The 20884-nt window shown below is 57.9% G+C and carries 23 protein-coding genes and 2 pseudogenes; 12 read left to right on the forward strand and 13 right to left on the reverse strand.

Annotation, left to right across the window (positions count from 1 at the left end):
* The first annotated feature begins 116 nt into the window (after positions 1-116).
* Entirely contained in the window at positions 117-278 is a 162-nt protein-coding gene (locus tag MU521_RS15315) for a hypothetical protein (protein WP_175452957.1), read from the forward strand.
* 8 nt (positions 279-286) lie between these two features.
* Here the strand turns inward: MU521_RS15315 and MU521_RS15320 are convergent, their stop codons facing one another.
* Entirely contained in the window at positions 287-442 is a 156-nt protein-coding gene (locus MU521_RS15320; RefSeq protein WP_175452956.1) for a DUF7837 family putative zinc-binding protein, read from the reverse strand.
* 384 nt (positions 443-826) lie between these two features.
* Between MU521_RS15320 and MU521_RS15325 the strand changes: the two genes are divergently transcribed.
* On the forward strand, positions 827-1525 hold the full coding sequence (locus MU521_RS15325; RefSeq protein ID WP_092695423.1) for a TIGR00266 family protein: 699 nt from the start codon (positions 827-829) through the stop codon (positions 1523-1525).
* Positions 1526-3044: 1519 nt separating this feature from the next.
* On the opposite strand, the gene MU521_RS15330 is transcribed toward MU521_RS15325, so the two are convergent.
* Positions 3045-4103: a DUF2092 domain-containing protein gene (locus MU521_RS15330; RefSeq protein ID WP_175452955.1), complete on the reverse strand. Its 1059-nt coding sequence runs from the start codon at positions 4101-4103 to the stop codon at positions 3045-3047.
* A gap of 406 nt (positions 4104-4509) precedes the next feature.
* A pseudogene (locus tag MU521_RS15335) lies at positions 4510-4632 on the reverse strand (IS4 family transposase); the annotation flags it as partial.
* 75 nt (positions 4633-4707) lie between these two features.
* On the opposite strand from MU521_RS15335, the gene MU521_RS15340 reads away from it, so the two are divergent.
* Positions 4708-5532, forward strand: coding sequence for a transposase (locus MU521_RS15340; protein ID WP_092695419.1), 825 nt, complete (start codon positions 4708-4710; stop codon positions 5530-5532).
* 616 nt (positions 5533-6148) lie between these two features.
* Entirely contained in the window at positions 6149-6394 is a 246-nt protein-coding gene (locus tag MU521_RS15345) for a PRC-barrel domain-containing protein (protein ID WP_092695417.1), read from the forward strand.
* A 73-nt stretch (positions 6395-6467) separates the two neighbouring features.
* Here the strand turns inward: MU521_RS15345 and MU521_RS15350 are convergent, their stop codons facing one another.
* The 7 genes and pseudogenes from MU521_RS15350 to MU521_RS15380 form a co-directional block, all read right to left on the reverse strand.
* Entirely contained in the window at positions 6468-6707 is a 240-nt protein-coding gene (locus MU521_RS15350) for a MarR family winged helix-turn-helix transcriptional regulator (RefSeq protein WP_092695415.1), read from the reverse strand.
* A 210-nt stretch (positions 6708-6917) separates the two neighbouring features.
* Entirely contained in the window at positions 6918-7940 is a 1023-nt protein-coding gene (locus MU521_RS15355) for a cell division protein FtsA (RefSeq protein ID WP_092695413.1), read from the reverse strand.
* A 115-nt stretch (positions 7941-8055) separates the two neighbouring features.
* On the reverse strand, positions 8056-8970 hold the full coding sequence (locus MU521_RS15360) for a cell division protein CdpA domain-containing protein (protein ID WP_092695411.1): 915 nt from the start codon (positions 8968-8970) through the stop codon (positions 8056-8058).
* A 48-nt stretch (positions 8971-9018) separates the two neighbouring features.
* Positions 9019-9240 carry a hypothetical protein gene (locus tag MU521_RS15365; RefSeq protein ID WP_092695409.1) on the reverse strand — a complete coding sequence of 74 codons (222 nt, stop codon included), beginning with the start codon at positions 9238-9240 and terminating at the stop codon, positions 9019-9021.
* Positions 9240-9680 carry a hypothetical protein gene (locus MU521_RS15370; protein ID WP_092695407.1) on the reverse strand — a complete coding sequence of 147 codons (441 nt, stop codon included), beginning with the start codon at positions 9678-9680 and terminating at the stop codon, positions 9240-9242. Before MU521_RS15370 ends, MU521_RS15365 begins: the two co-directional genes overlap by 1 nt.
* Before the next feature lie 151 nt (positions 9681-9831).
* Positions 9832-10458, reverse strand: coding sequence for a prolipoprotein diacylglyceryl transferase (locus MU521_RS15375; RefSeq protein WP_217630199.1), 627 nt, complete (start codon positions 10456-10458; stop codon positions 9832-9834).
* A 318-nt stretch (positions 10459-10776) separates the two neighbouring features.
* Positions 10777-11601 (reverse strand): annotated as a pseudogene (locus tag MU521_RS15380) (IS5 family transposase).
* 153 nt (positions 11602-11754) lie between these two features.
* On the opposite strand from MU521_RS15380, the gene MU521_RS15385 reads away from it, so the two are divergent.
* The 7 genes from MU521_RS15385 to MU521_RS15415 all read left to right on the forward strand — a co-directional run bounded on the left by MU521_RS15385 (position 11755) and on the right by MU521_RS15415 (position 17946).
* Positions 11755-12333: a hypothetical protein gene (locus MU521_RS15385; RefSeq protein ID WP_092695403.1), complete on the forward strand. Its 579-nt coding sequence runs from the start codon at positions 11755-11757 to the stop codon at positions 12331-12333.
* 68 nt (positions 12334-12401) lie between these two features.
* Entirely contained in the window at positions 12402-14078 is a 1677-nt protein-coding gene (locus tag MU521_RS15390; RefSeq protein ID WP_092695401.1) for a transposase, read from the forward strand.
* Positions 14079-14537: 459 nt separating this feature from the next.
* Entirely contained in the window at positions 14538-15218 is a 681-nt protein-coding gene (locus MU521_RS15395) for an energy-coupling factor ABC transporter permease (RefSeq protein ID WP_092695399.1), read from the forward strand.
* On the forward strand, positions 15218-15541 hold the full coding sequence (locus MU521_RS15400) for a cobalamin transport operon protein (RefSeq protein ID WP_092695397.1): 324 nt from the start codon (positions 15218-15220) through the stop codon (positions 15539-15541). Before MU521_RS15395 ends, MU521_RS15400 begins: the two co-directional genes overlap by 1 nt.
* A 2-nt stretch (positions 15542-15543) precedes the next feature.
* Positions 15544-16356, forward strand: a complete 813-nt coding sequence (locus tag MU521_RS15405; protein WP_092695395.1) for an energy-coupling factor transporter transmembrane component T family protein — start codon at positions 15544-15546, stop codon at positions 16354-16356.
* Between the two features lie 68 nt (positions 16357-16424).
* Entirely contained in the window at positions 16425-17228 is an 804-nt protein-coding gene (locus tag MU521_RS15410; RefSeq protein ID WP_284731984.1) for an energy-coupling factor ABC transporter ATP-binding protein, read from the forward strand.
* Positions 17209-17946: a DUF1405 domain-containing protein gene (locus MU521_RS15415; protein ID WP_092695391.1), complete on the forward strand. Its 738-nt coding sequence runs from the start codon at positions 17209-17211 to the stop codon at positions 17944-17946. The genes MU521_RS15410 and MU521_RS15415 overlap by 20 nt, the downstream gene beginning before the upstream one ends.
* A 25-nt stretch (positions 17947-17971) precedes the next feature.
* Here the strand turns inward: MU521_RS15415 and MU521_RS15420 are convergent, their stop codons facing one another.
* Genes MU521_RS15420 through MU521_RS15430 form a run of 3 tightly spaced genes read right to left on the reverse strand, consistent with a single transcriptional unit; the run spans position 17972 to position 19834 of the window.
* Positions 17972-18631 (reverse strand): cytochrome c biogenesis protein CcdA, encoded by a 660-nt coding sequence (locus tag MU521_RS15420; RefSeq protein ID WP_092695389.1) that lies wholly within the window; start codon positions 18629-18631, stop codon positions 17972-17974.
* A gap of 1 nt (position 18632) precedes the next feature.
* Positions 18633-19160 carry a TlpA family protein disulfide reductase gene (locus MU521_RS15425; protein ID WP_092695387.1) on the reverse strand — a complete coding sequence of 176 codons (528 nt, stop codon included), beginning with the start codon at positions 19158-19160 and terminating at the stop codon, positions 18633-18635.
* Positions 19157-19834, reverse strand: a complete 678-nt coding sequence (locus MU521_RS15430; protein ID WP_092695385.1) for an SCO family protein — start codon at positions 19832-19834, stop codon at positions 19157-19159. Before MU521_RS15430 ends, MU521_RS15425 begins: the two co-directional genes overlap by 4 nt.
* Positions 19835-19999: 165 nt before the next feature.
* On the opposite strand from MU521_RS15430, the gene MU521_RS15435 reads away from it, so the two are divergent.
* Complete coding sequence (locus MU521_RS15435; RefSeq protein WP_245681239.1) at positions 20000-20842, forward strand: sulfite exporter TauE/SafE family protein; 843 nt, start codon at positions 20000-20002, stop codon at positions 20840-20842.
* Positions 20843-20884: the final 42 nt, after the last annotated feature.

Raw genomic sequence — 20884 nt, forward strand, 5'->3', positions numbered from 1 at the left:
ATCGTAACCTACACCGCTTGTCTGGCCGAAAGCACTTGATTCTACTCCCCAGCAATCCGTCAGACGATCTCGGAGAGATGGTAAGCCACAAATCCGGGGAATCGCATCAGCCGATGATGAGCGAGCGCCCTCCCCTCAAAGAACAGGCAACAGACCATCTCGAACAAGGTCTCAGCGCGGACGATCCCGGCACGAAGAACTTCCATATCCGGAGTGCGCTTCAGTTCGAGGAGTGCATCGAGGCGACAGACCAAGCTGACAACGCCCACGCCGACTGACGCTGGAATTACTGCTCCGGCGCGACGACATCGTCACACACCGGACACTCGGCCCAGATGCCCTCGCTGCCGTCATCCTTCTCGTATTCGACGAGGAGCCACGTCTCGGGGATCCGCTCGCCGCAGTCTGGACAGCGACCGAGTGATGATTCGTCGGTGTTCATACAGGGTGGAAGGAGCGTGTGACTGGTTCCTTCCAGTTGATACTGGAACGTCCGCAAATGTAAGCGTTCGGCAGACGGTCGCTCTATAGGACACCGTGTTTCCGGTGAACTGAATGTTCCACCTTCGCCGAGTCACAATCATCCAGAGTAGAGAAACGATGGATGTCCGGACAGTTCTCATAAAACTGCCCACCAAAGGTCGGCCAAAGGATAGTCGTAAAGTGCCAGCGTTGTGGGACCAAGGTGTTCGCGAAAATTGCTGAATGTCCTAACTGTGGGGTGATTGAACTCTGCCGATACGATGTCCTTCAATGGTCGCAGTGACGGTACTCCTAAGGGAATGGGAAAACGAGAATTATTCGGACATTCCGTCCTGACAACATTATGGAAACCGAAATTACCCACCGCCCTTCGTACGCCCACCTCGTCGTTTCGCTAGAGACAGGAGAAACTGTCCTTGCCGAACCCGGCGCGATGGTTAGCCACACGCCGTCGGTCAGCATTGAGACATCGTCGTCTCGAGATGGCTTGTTGAGTTCCGCCAAATCGATGCTGGGCGGCGAGTCACTGTTCGCCAACGAATTTACCGCCGAGGGCGAACCAGGAACGATCACACTCGCCCCACCCAAACCCGGAGACATCCGAGAGTACGATCTCAACGACGAGACGCTCTACGCCGTCGACGGTGCGTTCCTGGCGGCTGAACCACCGGTCGACATCGATTCGGAGTTCGGTGGTCTGAAGTCGATGCTGGCCGGCGCAAGTATCACCCCGCTCGCACTGACGGGGTCCGGACGCGTCTTCCTAGAGGCCTTCGGTGGTATCGAAGCCGTCACGCTCGATCACGGGGAGTCCTACATAATCGACAACGAGAACGTCGTCGCATGGGAGGGCACGGTCGACTTCGACGCCAGACGCGTTGGCGACCTGAAATCGACCCTACTTAGCGGTGAAGGGATAGTCATGGAGTTCACCGGGCCCGGTTCCGTCTGGTATCAGACCCGCGGTTTGGACTCGTTTGTCGATACCATCGCTAGTGCGCTCCCGACTGGCGACGACAACGACGCCACGATCGAATTCTGACACACCAAGCACACTTATGTGGAGTTTCTTCCACGTAGCCAGATTATGCCAACTTTTCTTTACTTGTGGATATATGTGAATTTCCAAATATTAGGCTTATAGTTTGTAGACATACTTGTCAATTAGAACACTGGAAATAAGACAGCTCATCATGAGAATAGCGGAGACGACTGCACCATCAAATGAGCCGGATTGCAACCAGTCAAGAACGAATCCAGCACTCAGAGTCAACCCAGCAACAACGACCCGCCAGTCCATAACACCACATTTTCTGAGGCAACAATTATTTTTGTTCACTGTACAAAATGAGCCCGAACCCTGTGGCAGCCTTTTATAATACGGCCACACTGTTAACTGTCAGAATCATCGCCCGACTTGAGCCGAATGCTTGCAGGCACCTGTGGTCTTTGCGGAAGATTGACCGATTGAGGTTTGAATTTATACCTGAAGTTGTATTGTCTTTTATTTTCATTCCGCTCAGTGACAATGCGCTCGGTTGCGGAGCGAATCAGTCCGCTGGCAGTGATTCGGACGGTTGCGTTATATGTCACGATATTTTGAGCGTTATATCGCTGTCCACCTGCGTACTGATCGGCGCGAAGCACCACCGATGTGGTGTTATCTACTTTACTGACATTGGTAACAGTAAAATTCCCTCGATTGAGCGCCCCTTGAAGCGGACCTCTTGCCGTTGAGAGACCACGGAGTCCCCGGGTGAACAGCTCAGTTCGGTTCCGTCTATTATCAAGCGTCACATTCCCATCAGTAACGGTGTACTGCCTGACAGAGGTCTCATTAGCAGTAATAGCAGTTGTAGTGTTCTGGGTCCCGTTTCTAGTTATCCGCTGTCCTTGTGCCACGTATTGTACCCGAGTAAGATTCCTCTCGGCTGCCACTCGGACCGAGGCAGCGATAGAAATAGTGCTGGCATTCGTATGTGTCCTATGAGTCACAACACCCGGCGTTTTGATTGCAGTCGTTTGGTGAGCGCGAATCATCTGCGTCACGTTACTGAGGCCAGTATCGGTAAGCCCTGCCGGGAACTGGTCAAGCAGAGTTGTGTTCGGCGTTGTCGGTGACGCAGTTGGCGTTGGTGTTGCAGAAGGTGTCGAGGGAGAAGATTCAATTGTCGAAGGCGACGTTGTTGATGCCGCAGTCGGCGTTTGTGTTGCGGAGGGTGTCGATGAGTCGGTATCGGATAGGCCCGCACAACCCGAGAGAGCGATAAGTGCAAGCAACCCAACAGCTACGGCGGTTCTTTGCAACTGTCTTTTGGAGGGCATACACCCTAGAATCCAGCGGATGAAGCAAAAACGACACGATATGCCACCCACAATAGCCACATGGTCTGTGTCCAGCTATACTGACCAAATCATTCCACTGCAGTAATTTGAATCCCGTCGACTCTTTTCCGGTGAACTATTTCTTAAACCGATGGAAGTGTTCACTTGGTCTCAAAAAAAGAAAGCCATTGTGAGAGGACTTATGCCGGTCAATGCGAGGGAATTACTCCACGCACCTACTCGTCGGCTATTGACTCGGCAATCTCGATCGTTTCGGATTTTGATAGATCACCGACAATGCTGACTGTGGAATTGTCACGGGGTAGAGTAAGCGCTGCGGTAGAACTACCGCCGAACTCGAACTCAGTATAGTAGGCGGTGTGGCCACCAACGTCAACCTCGTCGTACCGCTCTACGTCCTCATAGTTCACCTCAGTTGAGTCGCGCGTGGAGATGGTCACAGTCTCGTTGTTGGCTGCTTCGTACTGGAGCGTGACCGAGTGGTAGTCCGAACTGTCGAAGACACGAGCTTGCTCGAAGCTGTAAGATTCGGGCATGTCCGGCTCGGGAACCGTGTGAGAGGTTCCGTTCTTGAGCGCCGACAGCGATTCGTAGGTCTCCATGTTCGATTCGTAGCCCGGCTTCTCGGCGTCGTCGGGAATATCGATCGTGAACTGGTCATCTGGGATCGACGTGTTCAACGTGACGTTCTGGAACCGGCTAGTTGTCTCGTACTTGAAGTTCTCGCCGTCAGTAGCGATGTGGATCTGTTGCGGGAAGTACGTCTCTGTATCGATCCAGAGTGTCGCATCAACAGACTGGGTGTCCGGCATCGCACTCGCGTTCGCTGGCGTCACGTTCAGACGGTATGTCTGCTCGCCATCGATCTGCTCAGTTCCCACATACGACAACTTGCTGGTGTTGAGCGTTCGGTCGAGCGGGATTCCAGTGGTGACGTTGCCAGTGTTATTGAACGTGCTAACAGTGTTTTCAGCGGCATTGTAGATCACCGTCTTGCTCTGGTTGCGGACAGTGATCGTCTCGCTCTGGTTGGTCTCTCGTTCTGTTCGGATACGATCGTTTTGATAATCGACCCAGAGGTGCTGCTCGGCGGTCGTCGTCTGGTTCCCGTTCATTTGTACCTCACTCTCCATCGTCAGGACGACGGTATCAAGCGAGGCCATCCGATCACGGAATGTCTCGACAACTACCTCAGCGTCTGGAGCTGGCGGCTGGCTAGCATCGGGAGCTCCACTTGTCTGGGCGGACTGTTCAGGAGTCGACTGCAGGCTCATAGCGGCCGCTCCAGCGACAACACTGGAACAGACCAGCAGTGAGCCGAATGTGACTGCTAGGAGGGCAGTTCGCAAATCATTAGGGACCATTGCAGATCACTCTTACTGCTCTCTCGACATAATACGGGAAGGGCCTGTTCAGGGGTAGAACCCCAGACAAAGTTATAAGTATCTATGGTTGCTTGCGCGCATCTGCCGCGTTTCGAGTTGATAAAGACACCGCGCGGGCGTGAGCAACGAGATCAAGCTGAGTCCGCTGTCTAAAAGATACGCGGTGACGAGAAGTCAGCGGATTCGGCTCGAGAGTCCGGTTCGGACAGGTTTCTGCCAGAATTTCGAATGGTATCTGCTACGCTGACCAGAGCCGCCGCTCACAGCGGCGGCGAACCACCCGCCGCGAGACGGGTTACCCCACCGATCCGAGCGTGTCGTTCCAGTGCTTCTGGACGTCTCGAATCGCCTGCGGCACGCCACCCCGCATCGGGTGGCGTTGCCGCAGCCACTGGATCAACAACAGTCCAATCAACGCTGCTCTATTGAAAATGGAAGACGGCGATAGGATTAGTCCGTAACGGTTTGAGGAAATGAGGTCGAGACGGCGATTATGGGAGTCGCTTTGCTCGACCTCGTTGAGACAGCACTACGTGTAGCCAAACAAGCGTTGGGGAAGCGAGCGGGCAAGCCCGACTCGGGCGGGCTTGCCCGCGAGGCCCACATCGTCGCTCACTGTATTCGCAAGGAGGAGGGCCACAGCTACACCGAACTCGTTGATCGGTTGAGTCTCATGCCGGCGGTCTGCGACCGCCTCGGCATTAACCCGGACGCGCCGCCTGATCCAACCACGTTCTACCACTCGTTCGACCGCTACGCGATGTACGTCTGGCGGGCGTTGCTGCGCATTTCCGCGCAGCAACACCCGCAGTCTGGTCACGTCGCACTGGACAGTACGTTCTTCGAACGGAAACAAGCCTCACAACACTATCTCCAGCGGTGTGGGCGAAGCGTCAAGACGATCAAAGCGACGACGCTGACCGATACAGAATCGTTGGCGGTGCTGGATGTACACTGCTGTATCGAGCGTGAACATGATACGAAGGCTGGCCCGCGGGTCGTCCGCCGGAATGCGGACGACCTGCGGGCCTTGGCCGCCGATAACGGCTCCCAAGACCGGCATACCGAATACGAGATTGCTGCACATGATATCGAGTACCTCGTTCACTACCGCGGTTCAACAGCGAAGGCAACCGCGAATAACGTACTCATCCGAGCGAAGGGCTACACGCAGCGATGGATGGCAGAAACATCCTACTCGACGGTCAAGCGAACGCAGGACTCCGCCCTGCGTTCGCGGTTCTGGTACCGCCAGTTCCGTGAGATCGTTCTCCTGTTCGCCCTCAATAACCTCAAGAAGCTCGCCAAAACGCTATGATCCCGCTCCCGTACCGCATTTTCAATAGAGCAGAACAGACGGAATCCTGGAGACTGGCGATAGTACGCTGAGTCGTTTGACCCAGTTCCGCTAACCTACAGAAGAGCGTAGATCCAACTGGACACGCTCGGTGTCGGGAGGCTTCGGGGCCAGAAGCCCCGGGTTTGAAAGTAGAGATGGGCAGGAAGGGGTGGCGACGAGTCATGCGTCGGAGCCTGCCCACCCTCTATTCCATTCTCTGACTACCCAACCTTTCGAACCCGGAGAACCTCTCTGCTTGACTATCTGATGACGGTTCAGTCAAACTGACTGGGCGGCAGTAGCGAAGGCCAGAAACGGGAAGGGGCGGGCGGATGGAAAGGACTGATACACCATGCTTTCCGCCCACACATCGTTTGTGGCTGGTGGGATCCAATCTTTCGAACCCGGCGAACCTCTCTGGTTAGCTGATAAACACGTCTGAAGCTACTGCTTTTGCTTTTTATAAGTTCAGTTGCTCGTCTGTACTGACCGTTCACTGAGCAGTCCTAACGGGCGTTTGCGAACCGGCACATAACACCCGCTACTGCAGACCCATCCCCAACGATTTTTGTCAGAGCGCTCTCTACTGGTGGCAATGGCAATGGTCCTCGCCACACAACTCTCCAACAAACCGGTCCTCAGTGCGGATGGTGCAGAACTCGGGCACGTGTATAATCTCACGATGGATGTCAAGACGGGCGCACTCGAAGCGGTACTCGTTGAGCCGTCCGACCAGCCGATCACTGGGTTCGAGACAACTGACAACGGCCGGCTCCGCGTTCCGGCCCGCTGCATTGATGATCTCAGCGACTTCTTGATTGTCCGCAAGCCCGGTGAGTAACAGGCAGTCGCGTGTGAGCGCTCGCATCCACCATGGCGGTCGGATCAAGGCCAGTCGGCAACTGGCTGGACGCCTACCAGTCGAGGTACTGCTGTTCCCACCCGCGGTGGCCGCGCTTGGTGGCGGAATAGAAGCTGATGCGGCGATCTTTCGACTCCTTCTCGATCAATCCTTTGTCGACGAGCGTATCGAGATTTGAGTAGAGGTGGCCGTGATGGATTTCGGTCTCGCCTTTGAGCGTGAGGCTTTGGGGTTCGTCCAAGCCGGCAATCACGTACAGAAGATCGCGCTGGAAGCCAGTCAGATCGTGCATAGTAGGCTAAATTAGACAGTCCGCTGTGTTGAATGTATAGTGAGATAACGCAGGGGGCGGGAACTACGGGGCGTGTGACACCGACCCCGCCGCTCTTATATATGAGCTTGTCTTACACGTCAAAAATTTGGAAACTACGGGCGTGACTGGAGCGGTTACAGAGCCGGATGTTGTCACAGTCTCACTGAGGCGAAAACCGACCGGCCGCAATTACTCCTCGCTGGTCTCAGCTTCCTGGCGGTCGGCTTCGTCCTCTTCTTCATCCGAGCGGGCAGCAACGAGTCCACCGCGGGCAACGCTGTAGAGCGGCTCGTTTACGTGCATGACATCGCTGATGCTGAATGGGATGTCGGACTCCTCAAGGTGGTCTTGGAACAGTTCTTTGAACCCATCAGGGCTAGCTGTCCCGCCAGTGACGACGACGGGCACATCGAGTCCCTCTTCGATGTCTTCCTCGTCGACCTCGGCGACGATGTTGTCGATCACATACTCGAGCAGATTCTCGTAGTAGATGGACAGTGCTCCCTCGACACCACCAACATCAGTCTCGAAGTCGAGTGCAAAGTCCTCTTCTTTGATGGAAGTGACCTTATCGACCGGTGTACCGGTCGCCTGGGCTGCCTGTTCGTCAACCCAGTCGCCCCCGCGAGCGACGGAGAACTTCATTACAGGCACCGCGTAGTAGGAGAGACACACGTTGGTCATCCCAGCCCCGAAGGAGATGCCCAAGCCGGTAAACGAGCGGTCCGCTAGCTCTGAGTAGATAACAGCCATTCCCTCGTTGATAGGCTCGGCATCGTATCCCATGTCATCCAGGAACGATTCCAGCGTTTTCTGGTGGTACAGCGTCGACAGGTCGCTGTCGATGGGATCCGCGGGTGAGGAGAAGTACAGTCGCTCGCCGGGATAGTCGGGTTCACCGACCACCTGTTCGATGATGAGCTTCATCATCGGGATAGCCGACTGCTCGTCGCTCGAGAGGATTCCGTGTTGCATCGGGCGGCGGGTCTCCTTGTTGAAGATGTTCGCGAAGTTCAGGGCGTCGTCGCCGACGACGTACACTTTGTCTCCCTTGCGGATGTGGAGAACATCACTCCGGGAGAGCATCTGCTCGGCCATGTCGGAGTACTCAATCTCCACGAAGGAGTTTCGCTGCTGGACAAATACCGTGTCGGTTCCCTCTTGGTCCGCCGACAGGATATTCATCGTGCCCACGTCAAGGCCTGTTGCCATGTGCGTACCCGCGTGTGCTTGTCTGATAAATCTGTTTGCTGGTCTCTCAACCAGAAATTCATCATAATCAGACTCTGCGGCGGTACGCGGATTTGGTTCATTATCTCGCCGACGATCAGTCCGACAGCCAGGAACGCAAACGCGCAATCACTCCATCGGGTTCGTCATCCAGAGCGTCTACCTCATCGTTGCGCTTCTGCTGTTTGAGTTCGTTCAGCGCTGCGGTCTGGTCGTCGACTGTCGACTCTGAGGTTTCCACGTCACGGTCGCCACCCTTGAGTTGTTTGAGGCCCTCAACCTGCGAGTCGACGCCGCCGGGGTTAACAGTCTTTTTCGCCTCGACGTTCAGGCTGCCACTTGCCTCGTCGGCGTAGTCTTCCCTGAACGAGAGGTCGCGGTTGTCGTCTTTTTCGACGCCGCCCCAAGAGAGATCAACATTCGACATTGCCTCATCGATGTCTGCTTGGATCTCCTCGTCGGTCACGGTCTCGGTCGCCTCGTCGGCCCCGGAGTCCTCTGGCACGGCCACAGTGGCCTGTGCCTGTTCCAGTCGGTGGGCGACAAGGGCGCTCCCCGTGACGGCGGCCAACAGGGCCAACCCGACAGCATAGGTGCCAACGACCAGCAGCGTGTTCTGTGTCCCGAACTCGAACCACTGATCGGGGTAGGAGAGGACAAAGGCAACACTTGCTACGATGGTGATTGCGGTGCCGACAAGACCACCGACCGATGCCCGGCGCTCGGTGGGAAGCAGGATGACGACCGACAAGAGCGCGAGCGGCACCGAGAGCATACCGAGAAAATAGCCCGGCTGTGCGAGCGCGAAGTAGCCGCCCGTCCGGAGCCCGTAGAGACTGGCGCCGGCCACGAACAGCACGAGGCCGATAACAGCACAGGTGATACCTGCAAAAAAGAGGCCGAACCCAAAGTACACCTCGGATTCTGTTTCGGGTTCGCCAATGTAGCGTTCGTAGAGTCTAAGTAGCCTGTCGCCTGGGGGCGCGTCGTCAGCGGGCTCGTCTTCAGTCATTGTACGGCGTTACTTCCCCAGCGAATATGATAGTTTGGCCCGAGTCAGTTAATTGTCTGACTGCTCTCCGTTCTCTCCCTCCTCCTGTATATTCTGCAATTGTGAGACAGGGTCGTCATCACGTGTACTCCGGACCTCAGTTACGTTGTCTGGGTCAAGTTGCGGTTTATCAGACTCCTCGGGTGTCGATTCGACACCGGTCTCGATATCTGGCGATTCGGACTCGTCAGCGCCGAACAGCCACTCTCGAATACGGTCCAGTAGCGTCATCAGTAGTGCTTGAACAGAATGGCCTTCACATCGTCACGCGTCCGGGCTGTCTTGGTGCCGCCGTCAGGTAGGTCGACTTCGTAGCGGGCATCACCGTCGCCCTCGCGCCACTTCTCCTCGTGATCGTCGAGCAAGTTCAGCATCCCGGGACCACCGCTGGAGGCACCGTCATCATCGGCCGCCTCTTCATCAGTTGCTGAGATGTCTCTGCCTTCATCGACCACGTCTGTGGTGTCTTCGCCGTCATCCTGTGCTGTTGTCTCGGACTTGCCATCGGACACGGCTGTCGGATCGTCGGCCGCCTCAGCTATGTCGAGGAGGTACGCCATCACGTCGGTAGACTGGACTGAGGTATACTCGCCGGCGTGTGCCGCAGCTAGTTCCTTCCTAATGGCGGCGAACCGCTCGTGTTGTTCGCTCGTAATTTCGATGGATGGCATACTCCGTTCTACACTTCGACAATACAAAACAGTCAGTACTCGCTTGGCCGCCACACCACTCCGCTGGCACTCACTCTTTGTCGTCCGATTTCGTCCCCGGGTCCTCACCTGTTCCGGTGGTGGAAGCCTTGCCGTCTGTGTCGCTGCCATCCTAGTTCTCTGTCACGCTGGTACCGCTCCTCTCGTCGGCTGCTGTGGTCGCACTGTCATCGGAACTTGCCTCAGCTTCGGCACTGTTGTCGCCAACAGCCTCTTTGGCGGCAGCTGTCCCGTCTGTGTCAGCAGTCCTCTCGTTGGTCACAGCATCGCCCTCCGAACTGTCGTCTTCTGTGCTGTCTTCTGTAGCGTCGACGGCGGCACCAGCTTCGTCAGGTTGGGCCGCGGGATCGTTATCCGCGTGATCAGCATCGGAGTCGGTGACCGGCACGATTGTCTCGTCGCCAGCGTTGAGTACATCCGAGTGAGTCTCGCCAGTCGGAAAGTCGGCCCCTGGTTCCGGCCCGGACTTCGCCATGGTCGTCGACTCGGGACTACCACGAAGCTGAAAGCCATCGTCCTCTGTCGTCGCGTCGTCGTCCAGAGGGCCGTCTGGTGGTGTCGTGTCGTCAGTGACGCGGGCCACACCGTCGGGCACGGAGTCTAAAAACTTCGCCTCGAACCGCGTCAGTGCGTCGTCCCACGACTCAATATCGGTGTCCTCCGGCCGGTGGTCGATCAGAACACCGACGTACGAACAGTCTTCACAGACCTGGGAAACAGCCTCTCCCAGTTCATACATGGTGAGGTGGCCACCACAGCGGGGACAGCTCATATGAACAGGTACACTCGGAGAGGCAAAGTTCTTCGTGGTTGCGCCAACGTCGGGGGTGTAACTACCGCTGCCGGTCACCGGCAGTGTCGCACCTGTTTGTCTCGGGCATGCCAGGAGTCCGTATCTTCGAGTCTGGCATCTGCTTCAAGATAGCACGCGCTTCGCTGTCAGCACTCCGTGCATGGACAGCAGTGAGTATACAAGATGCTGAGACGCTTCTGTACCCACTCTTGGGTGAGTGATGATCAAAATTTACTGCCGTGTTGAATAGATTCTGAGTCACAGTTAGAGTGGCTCACAGAGCGGTTCTATGTTGGAGATGGCGAACATGAGGACGATTTCACGGAACTGTCGATACCAGCCGAGCGCTCGCACGGCATCGCCGAGCGAGCGCTTCGTTGTTGAATACGAAGTTTCGGCCATCCAGCGCTGAGAGTAGCCTTTTGCCCGGATGAGTGTGTTATGTCCTCGCGTCAACGGTTTCGATCCACGCTGTAAGATGAGTGGCTCGACACCGAGGGCTTAGAACTCGTATTTCGTGATCCAGTTGTGGAAAGCTTTGTCAGCAGCCACTGATAGCAGGTCGTCCGCGTTCCGGCGGACGACCTGCGGCCCGGTCTTCGTATCGTGTTTCCATCGGGCGGAGATATGTACGTCAAGAACAGCAAGGGACTCTCTATCCGTTAGTGTCGTCACTTTCAGTGTCTGGACGTTACTTCCTGACCGCTGGCGGTAGTACGACGAGGCTGAGCGACGGTCGAAGAACGTGCTGTCCAGAGCTGCGTGACCAGACTGCGGGTGTTGCTGCGCTGAAACGCGCAGCAACGCCCGCCAGACCCACATTTCCAACCGGTCGAACGATTTGTAGAGCGTAGTGAAGTCAGGCAGATTGTCCGGATCTAGGCCAAGTGCGTCACAAATATCGGTCATATACTGTAGCCGATTCGGCGTTTCACGGTAGCTGTGGCTGTCTTCGAGCCGGAAACAGTGGAGAACAACGTGCTTCCAGCGGGCGAACCCGCCGCTGGCGGGCTCGCCCGCGTGCTTCCCCAACGCTTGTTTGACTAGCTGCCGACACTGCTCCACGAAGTCGAGGAGATCGACTTCCATAGCCAGAATCGATTTCCTCGACTTCGCCCTTCTAACCCGTGATAACCGCCGATTAGATCGCTATTCAACGCGGCACGAACAACAATGATTCAATCAGCTGTATTCTGTTGTCTGATAGTCCGAGTTAAGTGATTTTAGACGTAGACGGGTAGTATGGCTGAAATTACGGTCGGTGACGACACCTTGGATGTTGAGATCATTGCCGCAGATACTGAGTCACAGTTCTACATTCGTGTGGAATATGAGGATCCGGCGGGAGAACGGCGACGCAATGAGTGGCAACTGGATGTGGACAAGCGGAGTGAGCTTACCATTGACTGGATCGAACAGACACTGTCGGAGTGGACTGAGCGTCGTGATGACGTGGCCTCTCTGGCGAGTTTCTCGATCCAACGCGTCGACGTTGCTCGGCAAGGCGAACACATAGATGCTTACTCCGCCACCAGCCCCACAGACGACCAGCCTATCGACCCAGCAACGGCCACCAGCGACCTTCCGTATGCACAGGGGGATAGAATCGCCTACTACGTCGACGGCCCTGACAGTACTGTCTACGGCTACACGACAGACGCGATTGTGACAGAACTCCCACCGATCCACAAACAGCATCGAGAGCCAATCCAGGGCAAAGTCGAGATCGATACCGGCGTCGATACCAAACTCATCCCCACAGACTGGGTCGTTGGCCCGGCTGTGGACGGTGACATTGACCGACCGAACGAGAAGATTTGATTCGAGCTATGGCTGTTGTACTATGCAGTTGGACGACTACTTGAGCGTGTCGCTGCCACCATCCCGCCGTGGCCCTGACACGTGAGTCTCGCCGTACTGTCTTCCGGCAAATCGCCCAGCGATCCTACGCCGACTGGCCCACGTACGAGTCGTGCCCGCTATTCGATCGCTCTTCTCTCCCCGCACTGGAATCAGATGTTCGGCTCGTTGCGGAAACCTGGTTCCAACATGACGATCACAATAGCGTTGATCAATTCGTCCACGCAGTGCCACTCACATACGTCCAGTTCGATGCTCACGACCGGTATGCAGGCTCAACAAGCTACGAGATGGAGACGCTGTTTCGCCTATTCCTGCTGAAAGAATGCCATGGCTGGGACCACGAAACCGCGCTCGTCGAATACCTCACCAAGCATCCCGATCTCTGTGATCAACTTGGCCTGGAGTCGGTCCCCAATCAGTCCACCCTGTGGCGGAGCTGGCACCATCGGTTCACTGCTGATCTCCAAGACACCGTCGAGACAACAGCGCGGACCATCCTCATCAAAGCCCAGAATGCAGGCGTCACAGTCCCGCGCGATCCAGAACATCAGAGCCGCAGATACGAGAACGGGAGTACGGAATCAGATCCTGACGACCAGACCGTATTAGAGCAGGCCGAGACCGTCACTGAGCAGGTGAGTTGCGTTGCATTACCAGCGTTCTCACTGGACCGAGGCGAGGGCTGTGAGATCCACGAGAACGCCTACTGGGATCTCCAGACCTATCTCGGACTCCGTGAGAACCTTGCCGTCAACGAAGGGGCTCGGAGCTTCATTCACGAATCTAATCGGGAGCGGACACCGCTCGGCCACGCCCATCGGGAGCATATACGCGACCTCACCATCGAACAGATTCGGGAGATGTACCGCCAAGCCATTGGCCGACTGCTGGGCCGTGTCGCGGAGACTGAGGAATTCCTCCGAGCCGGCATTGTCGCGATCGATGTCACCGAGGACGATCCCTTCACGGGCGATAGGACGGACCACGAAGACGAGATTATCGGGACGAAGGAGAAAACCGACGAGTACGCCTACCAGTGGGCGACGGTCCAGCTGGTTGGGAACGCTGTTCCAATAGTCCTTGATGCGCGCCCAGTCCGGAAAGGCGATACGCGCAAGGAGATCGTCGAGGACCTCTTGGATTCGGCAGAGGCGGCTGTTCATGTCGATAACGTGCTGATGGACCGGGAGTTCGACAGTCAGCACATCTTGGAGATGCTGAGTCAACGTGGGCTGTCCTACGTCGTGCCGAAGCGGATGCAGACGAGTGAGAAAGCGCAGGCGAAACGACTTCTCAAGCGCAACAAGGACCGGTACGAGACAGATCGGAAACTACATCTCGGCGACAACGAGTGGCACTCGACGACGCTGATCTACCGACGGAAAGAGAACTCCGAACACACCGATCACCAGCAGTATTCGGTGTTCATGACGAATCGAAATAGCGGGCTCCTTACTGAGTACGGATACAGATGGGAGATTGAGAGCGGGTACAAGTCGATCAAGCGGTTCATGGGTGCGACGACCTCGAAGCACTTCGGCCTGCGGTTCTTCTATTTCGCGTTCGCGTGTCTGCTGTACTCGGTCTGGCGGGCTGTTGATTTGCTTGTGCAGGTACAGTTGACCGGCGAGTACGAACACTCGCCCATTGTGACAGCCGACAACACGCTGACGCTGGTAAAGAAGAAAACGGGAATCGGATAGTAACGAGACTCTCCTCGCGATAGCGTGTCTTCTCAGTGGCGACACTATCCAGAGTCTCCGAAATCCGCTGGAATAGTTGCCTGTGGAACAACAGTGGCCGTTCAGAAAGCGATCTGACGAAGATTCCGATTATCGATTCGGGCGATAACACGCATTACAGGCCCTCTATGCCCGCTGTAGTCTCAACTTCGGAATGCATGCAAAAGTTGAGACTCTTCTTCTCAATGCATACGATCTCATCGAGATCGATTGAGTCCAAGAACCACTAAGCGAACCTACGGTGAGATGGTCGTCATTTTCTGCAAGCGTTCAGGTATTGGCCAGTATCCGATTCGTCGAGAGTGTCCGTGTCAATATGCCCTCCTTACTAAGCTCTCATATTAGCTATCTGCCGAGATATTAACTGACGGATTAGATATAGCCAGATTTAATAGAATAGTCTTTATTGTTAATAACACGATGGCACACATCCACCTCGGTGAAGGCTCGTTCCCCCTGTGGGCACTTGTGCTGTGGACGACCCTCGGCGTGGCACTCGTCGGTGCAGTCGTCTATCGGATCCGCAAGGGCGGAATCAAGACCCACCAGATCGCACTCGCCGGAATCGGTGCGGCAGCGAGTTTCGCAATCTTCCAGCTGAATATCCCCGTCTGGGGTGGCATCCACATGAACCTCACCGGCCTCGTCGGCATCCTCGCCGGGCCGCTGCTCGGAGCGCTCATCGCACTGGTCGTGAACATCTTCTCGGCAGCACTCGGCCACGGTGCAGTCGGCCTCCTCGGCGCGAATACGCTCGTGAACGCGAGCGAAGCTATCGTCGCCTACTACGCGTTCAAGACCCTGATGGGGATGGACTGGGATGTCTTCCCCGCCGGCGCCAGTGCCGCGACGCTCGGCCTCTCGGCAGGTGCGTTCCTGATGGGAGCGATCATCGTCATCAGCGGCGTGAACGGGAGCGCGCTGCCGCGTGGTGACCTGACGATCGCGGTCGCTGGTCTCGTCGGGCTCAACCTCGGCGTCGCAGTCATCGAGGGTATCCTGACGGGATTCATCGTTCAGTTCCTCGCGTCCGTCCGCCCCGACCTCGTCGGCCTCGCCGACCGTGACACCCAGGAGGAGCCGACCGGGGTGACGGCCTGATGCAGCGCTGGAAGCAGTACGGTGGTCTTGCTGGCCTCTTCGCTGCCTTTCTCGCGGCCGGCTACTGGGGCTTCACCGCCACCGGCGGCGCACTGCCGTGGGCCAAACGCTCTGCGAAAGCGCTCCAGCGCGGTGTACAGGACGGTGGCGGCGCGCTCGTCGACTTTGGCCGCGGAATCGTCGTCGCTGGCCCGATCCGCAAAGGCGGGATGATGCTCGAGTTCGGCGGGCTCGTCCTCCTTATGATCGTGCTCGGTGTCGGCATGTACGTCTACGTCGACCGCTACGGTGGCTTCGAGGACGGAGAACGCCCAGCTCGGTAACCGTGACGACACTCTCGAACCACGTTCCCGATCCGCGGCTCATCACGGCGTTCGCCGAACGGCGAGACGGACCGTTACACCGCGTCAACCCCTGGACGAAAGTCGGCATCGTCGGCGCGCTCGTCCTCGCAGTCACGGTGTTCGACCGACTCGCACTCCTGGCCGGACTGTACGGCGTCGTGCTGGCCGTCTACGGTCTCGCGGGGCTCCCATACCGGCGGCTGGCCGGCTGGTACACGCTCCCGTTACTGTTCATCGTCTCCGTCGCCGGACCGCTGGCGTTTCTCGAACCGGGCACGCCGATCGGAGGCGCGCTCTCGACACCGGTCGGTGAACTCTCGGTCACGTGGGCGGGGCTCGTCCTCTTCGCCGAGCTCAGCTGTCGGTCGCTCACGGTCGTCACGTTCACGCTGGCGGCGTCGATGACGACGAAATACACCGACGTGGCGCACATGCTCGGGCGGCTGCTCCCCCGACCGATCGACCAAGTCGCCTTGCTCACCTACCGGTTCACGTTCGTCATGATCGAGACGCTCGAGGACCTGGTGAAAGCCGCGCTCTCCCGTGGAGCGAACTTCTCGGAGTTCTGGTCGAACAAACGGCTGTACGCCAGAATCCTCGGGATGACGATGTTGTCGGCGATCGAGCAGTCCGAACGCCTCGTCAAGTCCATGGAAGCCCGCGGGTACGACGGCAACATCACGCTGTACGGAGACGTCTCGCGGCCACCGACCCACGAACTGGTCGTCGTCGTCGGCTCGTACGTAGTGGTCGTCGGGTACGCGGCAGTCGCGGTCTACGGGGTGAGACTGTGAGTCGAGACGATTCACCGCTCGTCGACCTCCAGTGTGAGGCCCACACCTACCCCGACGGAACGGTCGGCATGCACGACGTCGACTTCTCGGTGTACCCCGACGAAGTCGTCGCACTCGTCGGCGGCAACGGTGCCGGGAAGTCGACGCTCCTCGAACACCTGAACGCGACGCTCGTTCCCGACGACGGCGAACTCGTCGTCGACGGCACGCCGATCACCGAAGACAACAAGGCACACGCACGGAGAGAAGTCGGGTTCGTCTTCCAGGACGCCGATACGCAACTCGTCGCGCCCACGGTCCTCGATGACGTGATGTTCGGCCTCCAGAACTACGGCGTCCCCGGTGATGAAGCGAGAGCGCGCGCTCGTGAAGCGCTCGCGACTGTCGACGCGGGCCACCTCGAAGACCGGATTCCTCACTATCTGAGCGGTGGCGAGAAACGCCTCGTCGGCCTCGCCGGCGTGCTCGTGCTCGAACCGAGCGTGGTCGTGCTGGACGAACCGCTCGCAGGGCTCGACCCCGAGCGGTCCCAGCTGGTCGCCGAGCGAATCCAGCAGATTCACGAGGACGGTATCAGCGTCGTCCTGTCGACGCACGACCTCGAATTTGCCGCTGAAGTCGCAGATCGAGTCTGTGTGATGGCCGACGGCAACGTCGTCGGAAGCGGAACGCCCCGCGAGGTGTTCTACGACGACGCGCTGTTGACGGACGCGAACCTTCACCCGCCGAGTGCGGTTCGTGTGGCTCGCGATGCAGGGCTGGGGGCGACCGAACAGCCGGTGACTGAAGCGGATCTGGTGGCGCTCCTCACAGAAGCCGACACCCTGGGACCCACACAGACACCCTCTCCAGATGGGCGCGGACACGACTGAGCGCCTCCCTCGGTATCTCGCGCCACTTCCTCGGCGGATCGAGACGGTTGCCCTGCAGTACGCGTGGGTAATCGTCGCGATCAATGTCGCGGGAACGGCATTCGGCTTCTGGTACTACATCCCCCAGTTCCAACTCGAACCGGTCGTCGCGTGGCCGGTCGTCCCGGACAGTCCGACGGCTACGCTGTTCATCGCCTGCTCGCTGGCGCTGTACAAACTCGGCCGGTCGAACGAGTACCTGAACGTGTTGGCGTTTTTCGGTTGTATCAAACTCGGCCTCTGGACGCCGTACGTCCTGACGGTGTTCGCAGACGCGTTTCTCGCGACGGTCACGCCACCATCGCAGGTCGTTCCACTACTCGGACGAGAACTCGCCTCGAACGCGATGTACGCGTTCCTGTTCGTCTCACACTTGGGGATGGTCGTCCAAGCGTTCCTCATCCATCGCTACAGTGACTTTCCGGGTCGAGCGATTCTCGTTGCCGTAATCTGGTACGGATTCAACGATCTTGTCGACTACTTCGTCCCGATTGTCGGGACACCGCATCACACCCTGTTGCCGGTCGAACCGATTGTGAACGGCACCGTCCAGCACGTCTCCCCAGCACACGAGATCGCAGCTGCGGGCGCTGTTGCGCTGACGATACTGGCGACAATACTCGCCGTCGGGACTCGACGCGTGAAAATCACCCAAAACGAGGGATCTGTAGCGGGCTGAGAGCTCACTTTGGGTCCTGGTCCCGTCACAGAACGCCCAGTTCGAACACTGCAAGGTAGATCTGCCCAGCACCGGCTATTATCATCACCAGGGCCGCAACCTGTTGGACCCGCCTTGAGTACGTTCCCAAGGAGCGCCAGGAGTCGATTCCGACGCCCGCGAGCAACGTCACTCCAACAAGTGGGAGCGTCACCCCGAGTGCATACACGGCCAGTACGAGGGCACTCGAATGCGCCGGTAATGCGAGCGCTTGGGTGACCACGCCGAAGAGGAGTGGCACCACACAGCCCGCTGCGGCCACTGCATACACGGCACCGAAGACACCGAATCCAGTTACTGACGCCGGTCGTTCGGGTAGTGGGACGCGAAGTTCCGGTCCGCGGTTCATGAGCGTCGCGATGCCGAAGGCGATCAGCCCGACCCCGATAATCGGTTCGAGTACCGGCAGTGCGGTCTTCACTGGCTGACCCACTGCCAGGACGAGCAACGCGACGACGGCGAGAGCACCGAGTGCGCCTCCGGCAGCGGCACCAGCAGGTGCGAGCATCCCCGTATCCCCATCGTTCTCGCTCAGATAGTACCCCACGTAGCCCGGAAGAAGCGGGAACGCACAGGGGGCGAAGAACGTCGCGACGCCAGCGCTTGCAGCGAAGGCCAGCGCCCCAACGACTGCAGGTTCGACCATGTTACACCAGTGAATCGAGTTGGTCTCGGAGTGTTTTCTCCCCGGCGAGCCCGCTGTGACCGAACTCGATGGTTCCGTTCTCGTCGGTGATGGCGATGTAGGGGAGTCCGCCCGCTCCGAACGCCGCCAGCAGCTCGCTACCGGGGTCCAAGCCGACAGTCCAGGCACCATTATTGCGACTCCACCACTCGGCAATGTCGGCTCTGGTCAGCGTCTCGCTCGGGCGTTCGTTCGTCACGGAGATAAACGATACCTCCTCATATTCGGGCTGAATCGCGTTCAGAATCTCGAGCTGGTCGTCGCAAGGGGCACACCAGGTGGCGAAGAGATCGACCACAGTGACTGTATCTGGTGTGGGTACGAGTGCCTGACCGGCAGTTGATCCGCGTGCGTCCAGGGTCTCGACGCGGATTGGGAGTTGCCCCTCACCTCGGGATTGTATGCCCGGCAGACCGTTTTGGGCAACCCACAGACTTCCCCCGGTGAGTCCGAGCCCTGCGATAGTAGCAACGGCCTGCCGACGGTTCACGCGTTTCTCACCGTTCTCAGATCAGAGATGATAGTTTCTTCATCCGGCGATTTCGAGCGATAAGCGCGCTCGACGAACCCGTCGGCGTTGACGAGCAGCGTCAGGGCCGAGTGTGTGAACATATACATGTCCATGTCCTCGGGTTCGGTGCGCTGGAAGGCGACGCCAAACTGGTCCTGTACGACTGCCTTGGCTCGCTCCTTCGAGGCTGGCCGGAGGAAGTGCCAGTTCTCGTGATCGGCGTCGACGTTCATATCGTCGGCGTACGTCCGAAGGCGCTCGGCAGTGTCACGGGAGGGGTCGAACGTCGTCGGGAAGAACGAAACGGCGTCGCTGTACCCGTTGTTTTGTGCGTGGGCCTGGATGTTTCGCTGTGTCGAGATGAGGACGGGACAGACGGTTCGGCAATGACTGTAAAAGAATGTGAGAAGTGACGGTGTCTCGATGTCACGCAGACGAATCTCTCGGGAATCGACTGGTGCGGGGACAGTTACATCCGGAATCTGTTCGCCCCACGCTGGATACGGAACGTCGCTACTCTCGAATTCTCGGTTGGGTTCCCCGAGAGCGACATTAGGATTCGAATCGCCGAGGCCAACGCTCCCGAGACACCCGGCAAGTCCACCGATTGCTCCAATTGCTCCGGTCGACCTGAGAAACGTTCGTCTGTGCATAATGGGTACTTACGGTCTCGAACATTTGGGGTATCTGGTTTGAGTCTCGAATACACGTCACCGCGTACTCTTGGTCCGTTCTCGTTCGTCTGGATTCGGATGATGCTCTTATAATCATAGAGACGAAACAGCGGGCTAGAACTCGGACTATCTAGTGGTGACAGGATGACACTCGGTGCTCCAGCGGCTGAGACACTCTCGTCAGTGGTACTCCATACTGGGTTAGTAACGTCCGAGCAGATCGAACTCTCTGCGTTCTTCCTGATCGGTCTCCTCGGTGGGGCACACTGCCTCGGGATGTGTGGCCCCCTGGTAACGATGTATGCCAAACAGTTCGGAGGAAGTGCAACGAGCAGTCCCGAGCGGTCTGGGATTACGTTTCGGGAACTCCGCCAACACCTCCTGTTCAACGGTGGTCGAACAGTGAGTTATGCCGCGTTGGGCGGACTCTTCGGACTTGCAGGCGCATTCGTGTTCGACGCTGCGTCGGTCGTCCTGGTATTCAGCGGTGCCGTACGCGCAACGGTCGGGTTGGTCATCGGCCTCCTGATTGTTGGGACCGGCCTCCGATACGTGAGCGGGAGACACGGCAGCCACGGAAGCAGTATTGAACTTCCACTTGTGGGACGACTCGCCGGCGTCTTCGGAACGCTCCAGTCACGTATCGACGGGTGGGCCCAGGGCCCAGGTATCGTCGGTCTGGGGCTCATCCACGGCTTGCTCCCGTGCCCGCTTCTCTACCCGGCCTACCTGTACGCGTTCGCGCGCGGTTCTCCGCTCGCCGGTGTCCTCACGCTCGGTGTTCTCGGATTAGGGACCTTCCCCACGCTGTTCATCTACGGAACGATCGTCCAGTCGGTCGATGCGACCAACCGTCAGCGACTCCACCGTGCGCTTGGGGTGGCGTTCCTGTTCCTCGGGCTGATGCCGATCGCGCACAGTCTCGCGCTGTTTGGGATTCAGGTTCCGCATATCGAACCACCGATCTACCAGCCCCTCAGTGGGTGATGGATCAAGAAACGAAAGTTGGGTTGGTGCCGCAGCGTGTCA

This window comes from Halorientalis regularis (genome assembly GCF_023698535.1).
Lineage (GTDB): Archaea > Halobacteriota > Halobacteria > Halobacteriales > Haloarculaceae > Halorientalis > Halorientalis regularis.

Excerpts from the sequence above, each read along its gene's own strand:
- MU521_RS15395 (WP_092695399.1), top strand. The coding sequence starts at position 14,538 with ATGGCACACATCCACCTCGGTGAAGGCTCGTTCCCCCTGTGGGCACTT.
- MU521_RS15355 (WP_092695413.1), bottom strand. The coding sequence starts at position 7,940 with ATGGCAACAGGCCTTGACGTGGGCACGATGAATATCCTGTCGGCGGAC.
- MU521_RS15345 (WP_092695417.1), top strand. The coding sequence starts at position 6,149 with ATGGCAATGGTCCTCGCCACACAACTCTCCAACAAACCGGTCCTCAGT.
- MU521_RS15330 (WP_175452955.1), bottom strand. The coding sequence starts at position 4,103 with ATGAGCCTGCAGTCGACTCCTGAACAGTCCGCCCAGACAAGTGGAGCT.
- MU521_RS15370 (WP_092695407.1), bottom strand. The coding sequence starts at position 9,680 with ATGCCATCCATCGAAATTACGAGCGAACAACACGAGCGGTTCGCCGCC.
- MU521_RS15400 (WP_092695397.1), top strand. The coding sequence starts at position 15,218 with ATGCAGCGCTGGAAGCAGTACGGTGGTCTTGCTGGCCTCTTCGCTGCC.
- MU521_RS15340 (WP_092695419.1), top strand. The coding sequence starts at position 4,708 with ATGGGAGTCGCTTTGCTCGACCTCGTTGAGACAGCACTACGTGTAGCC.
- MU521_RS15315 (WP_175452957.1), top strand. The coding sequence starts at position 117 with ATGAGCGAGCGCCCTCCCCTCAAAGAACAGGCAACAGACCATCTCGAA.
- MU521_RS15430 (WP_092695385.1), bottom strand. The coding sequence starts at position 19,834 with ATGCACAGACGAACGTTTCTCAGGTCGACCGGAGCAATTGGAGCAATC.
- MU521_RS15320 (WP_175452956.1), bottom strand. The coding sequence starts at position 442 with ATGAACACCGACGAATCATCACTCGGTCGCTGTCCAGACTGCGGCGAG.
- MU521_RS15325 (WP_092695423.1), top strand. The coding sequence starts at position 827 with ATGGAAACCGAAATTACCCACCGCCCTTCGTACGCCCACCTCGTCGTT.
- MU521_RS15375 (WP_217630199.1), bottom strand. The coding sequence starts at position 10,458 with ATGTATGAACTGGGAGAGGCTGTTTCCCAGGTCTGTGAAGACTGTTCG.
- MU521_RS15420 (WP_092695389.1), bottom strand. The coding sequence starts at position 18,631 with ATGGTCGAACCTGCAGTCGTTGGGGCGCTGGCCTTCGCTGCAAGCGCT.
- MU521_RS15435 (WP_245681239.1), top strand. The coding sequence starts at position 20,000 with ATGACACTCGGTGCTCCAGCGGCTGAGACACTCTCGTCAGTGGTACTC.
- MU521_RS15385 (WP_092695403.1), top strand. The coding sequence starts at position 11,755 with ATGGCTGAAATTACGGTCGGTGACGACACCTTGGATGTTGAGATCATT.
- MU521_RS15365 (WP_092695409.1), bottom strand. The coding sequence starts at position 9,240 with ATGACGCTACTGGACCGTATTCGAGAGTGGCTGTTCGGCGCTGACGAG.
- MU521_RS15415 (WP_092695391.1), top strand. The coding sequence starts at position 17,209 with ATGGGCGCGGACACGACTGAGCGCCTCCCTCGGTATCTCGCGCCACTT.
- MU521_RS15360 (WP_092695411.1), bottom strand. The coding sequence starts at position 8,970 with ATGACTGAAGACGAGCCCGCTGACGACGCGCCCCCAGGCGACAGGCTA.
- MU521_RS15350 (WP_092695415.1), bottom strand. The coding sequence starts at position 6,707 with ATGCACGATCTGACTGGCTTCCAGCGCGATCTTCTGTACGTGATTGCC.
- MU521_RS15410 (WP_284731984.1), top strand. The coding sequence starts at position 16,425 with ATGCACGACGTCGACTTCTCGGTGTACCCCGACGAAGTCGTCGCACTC.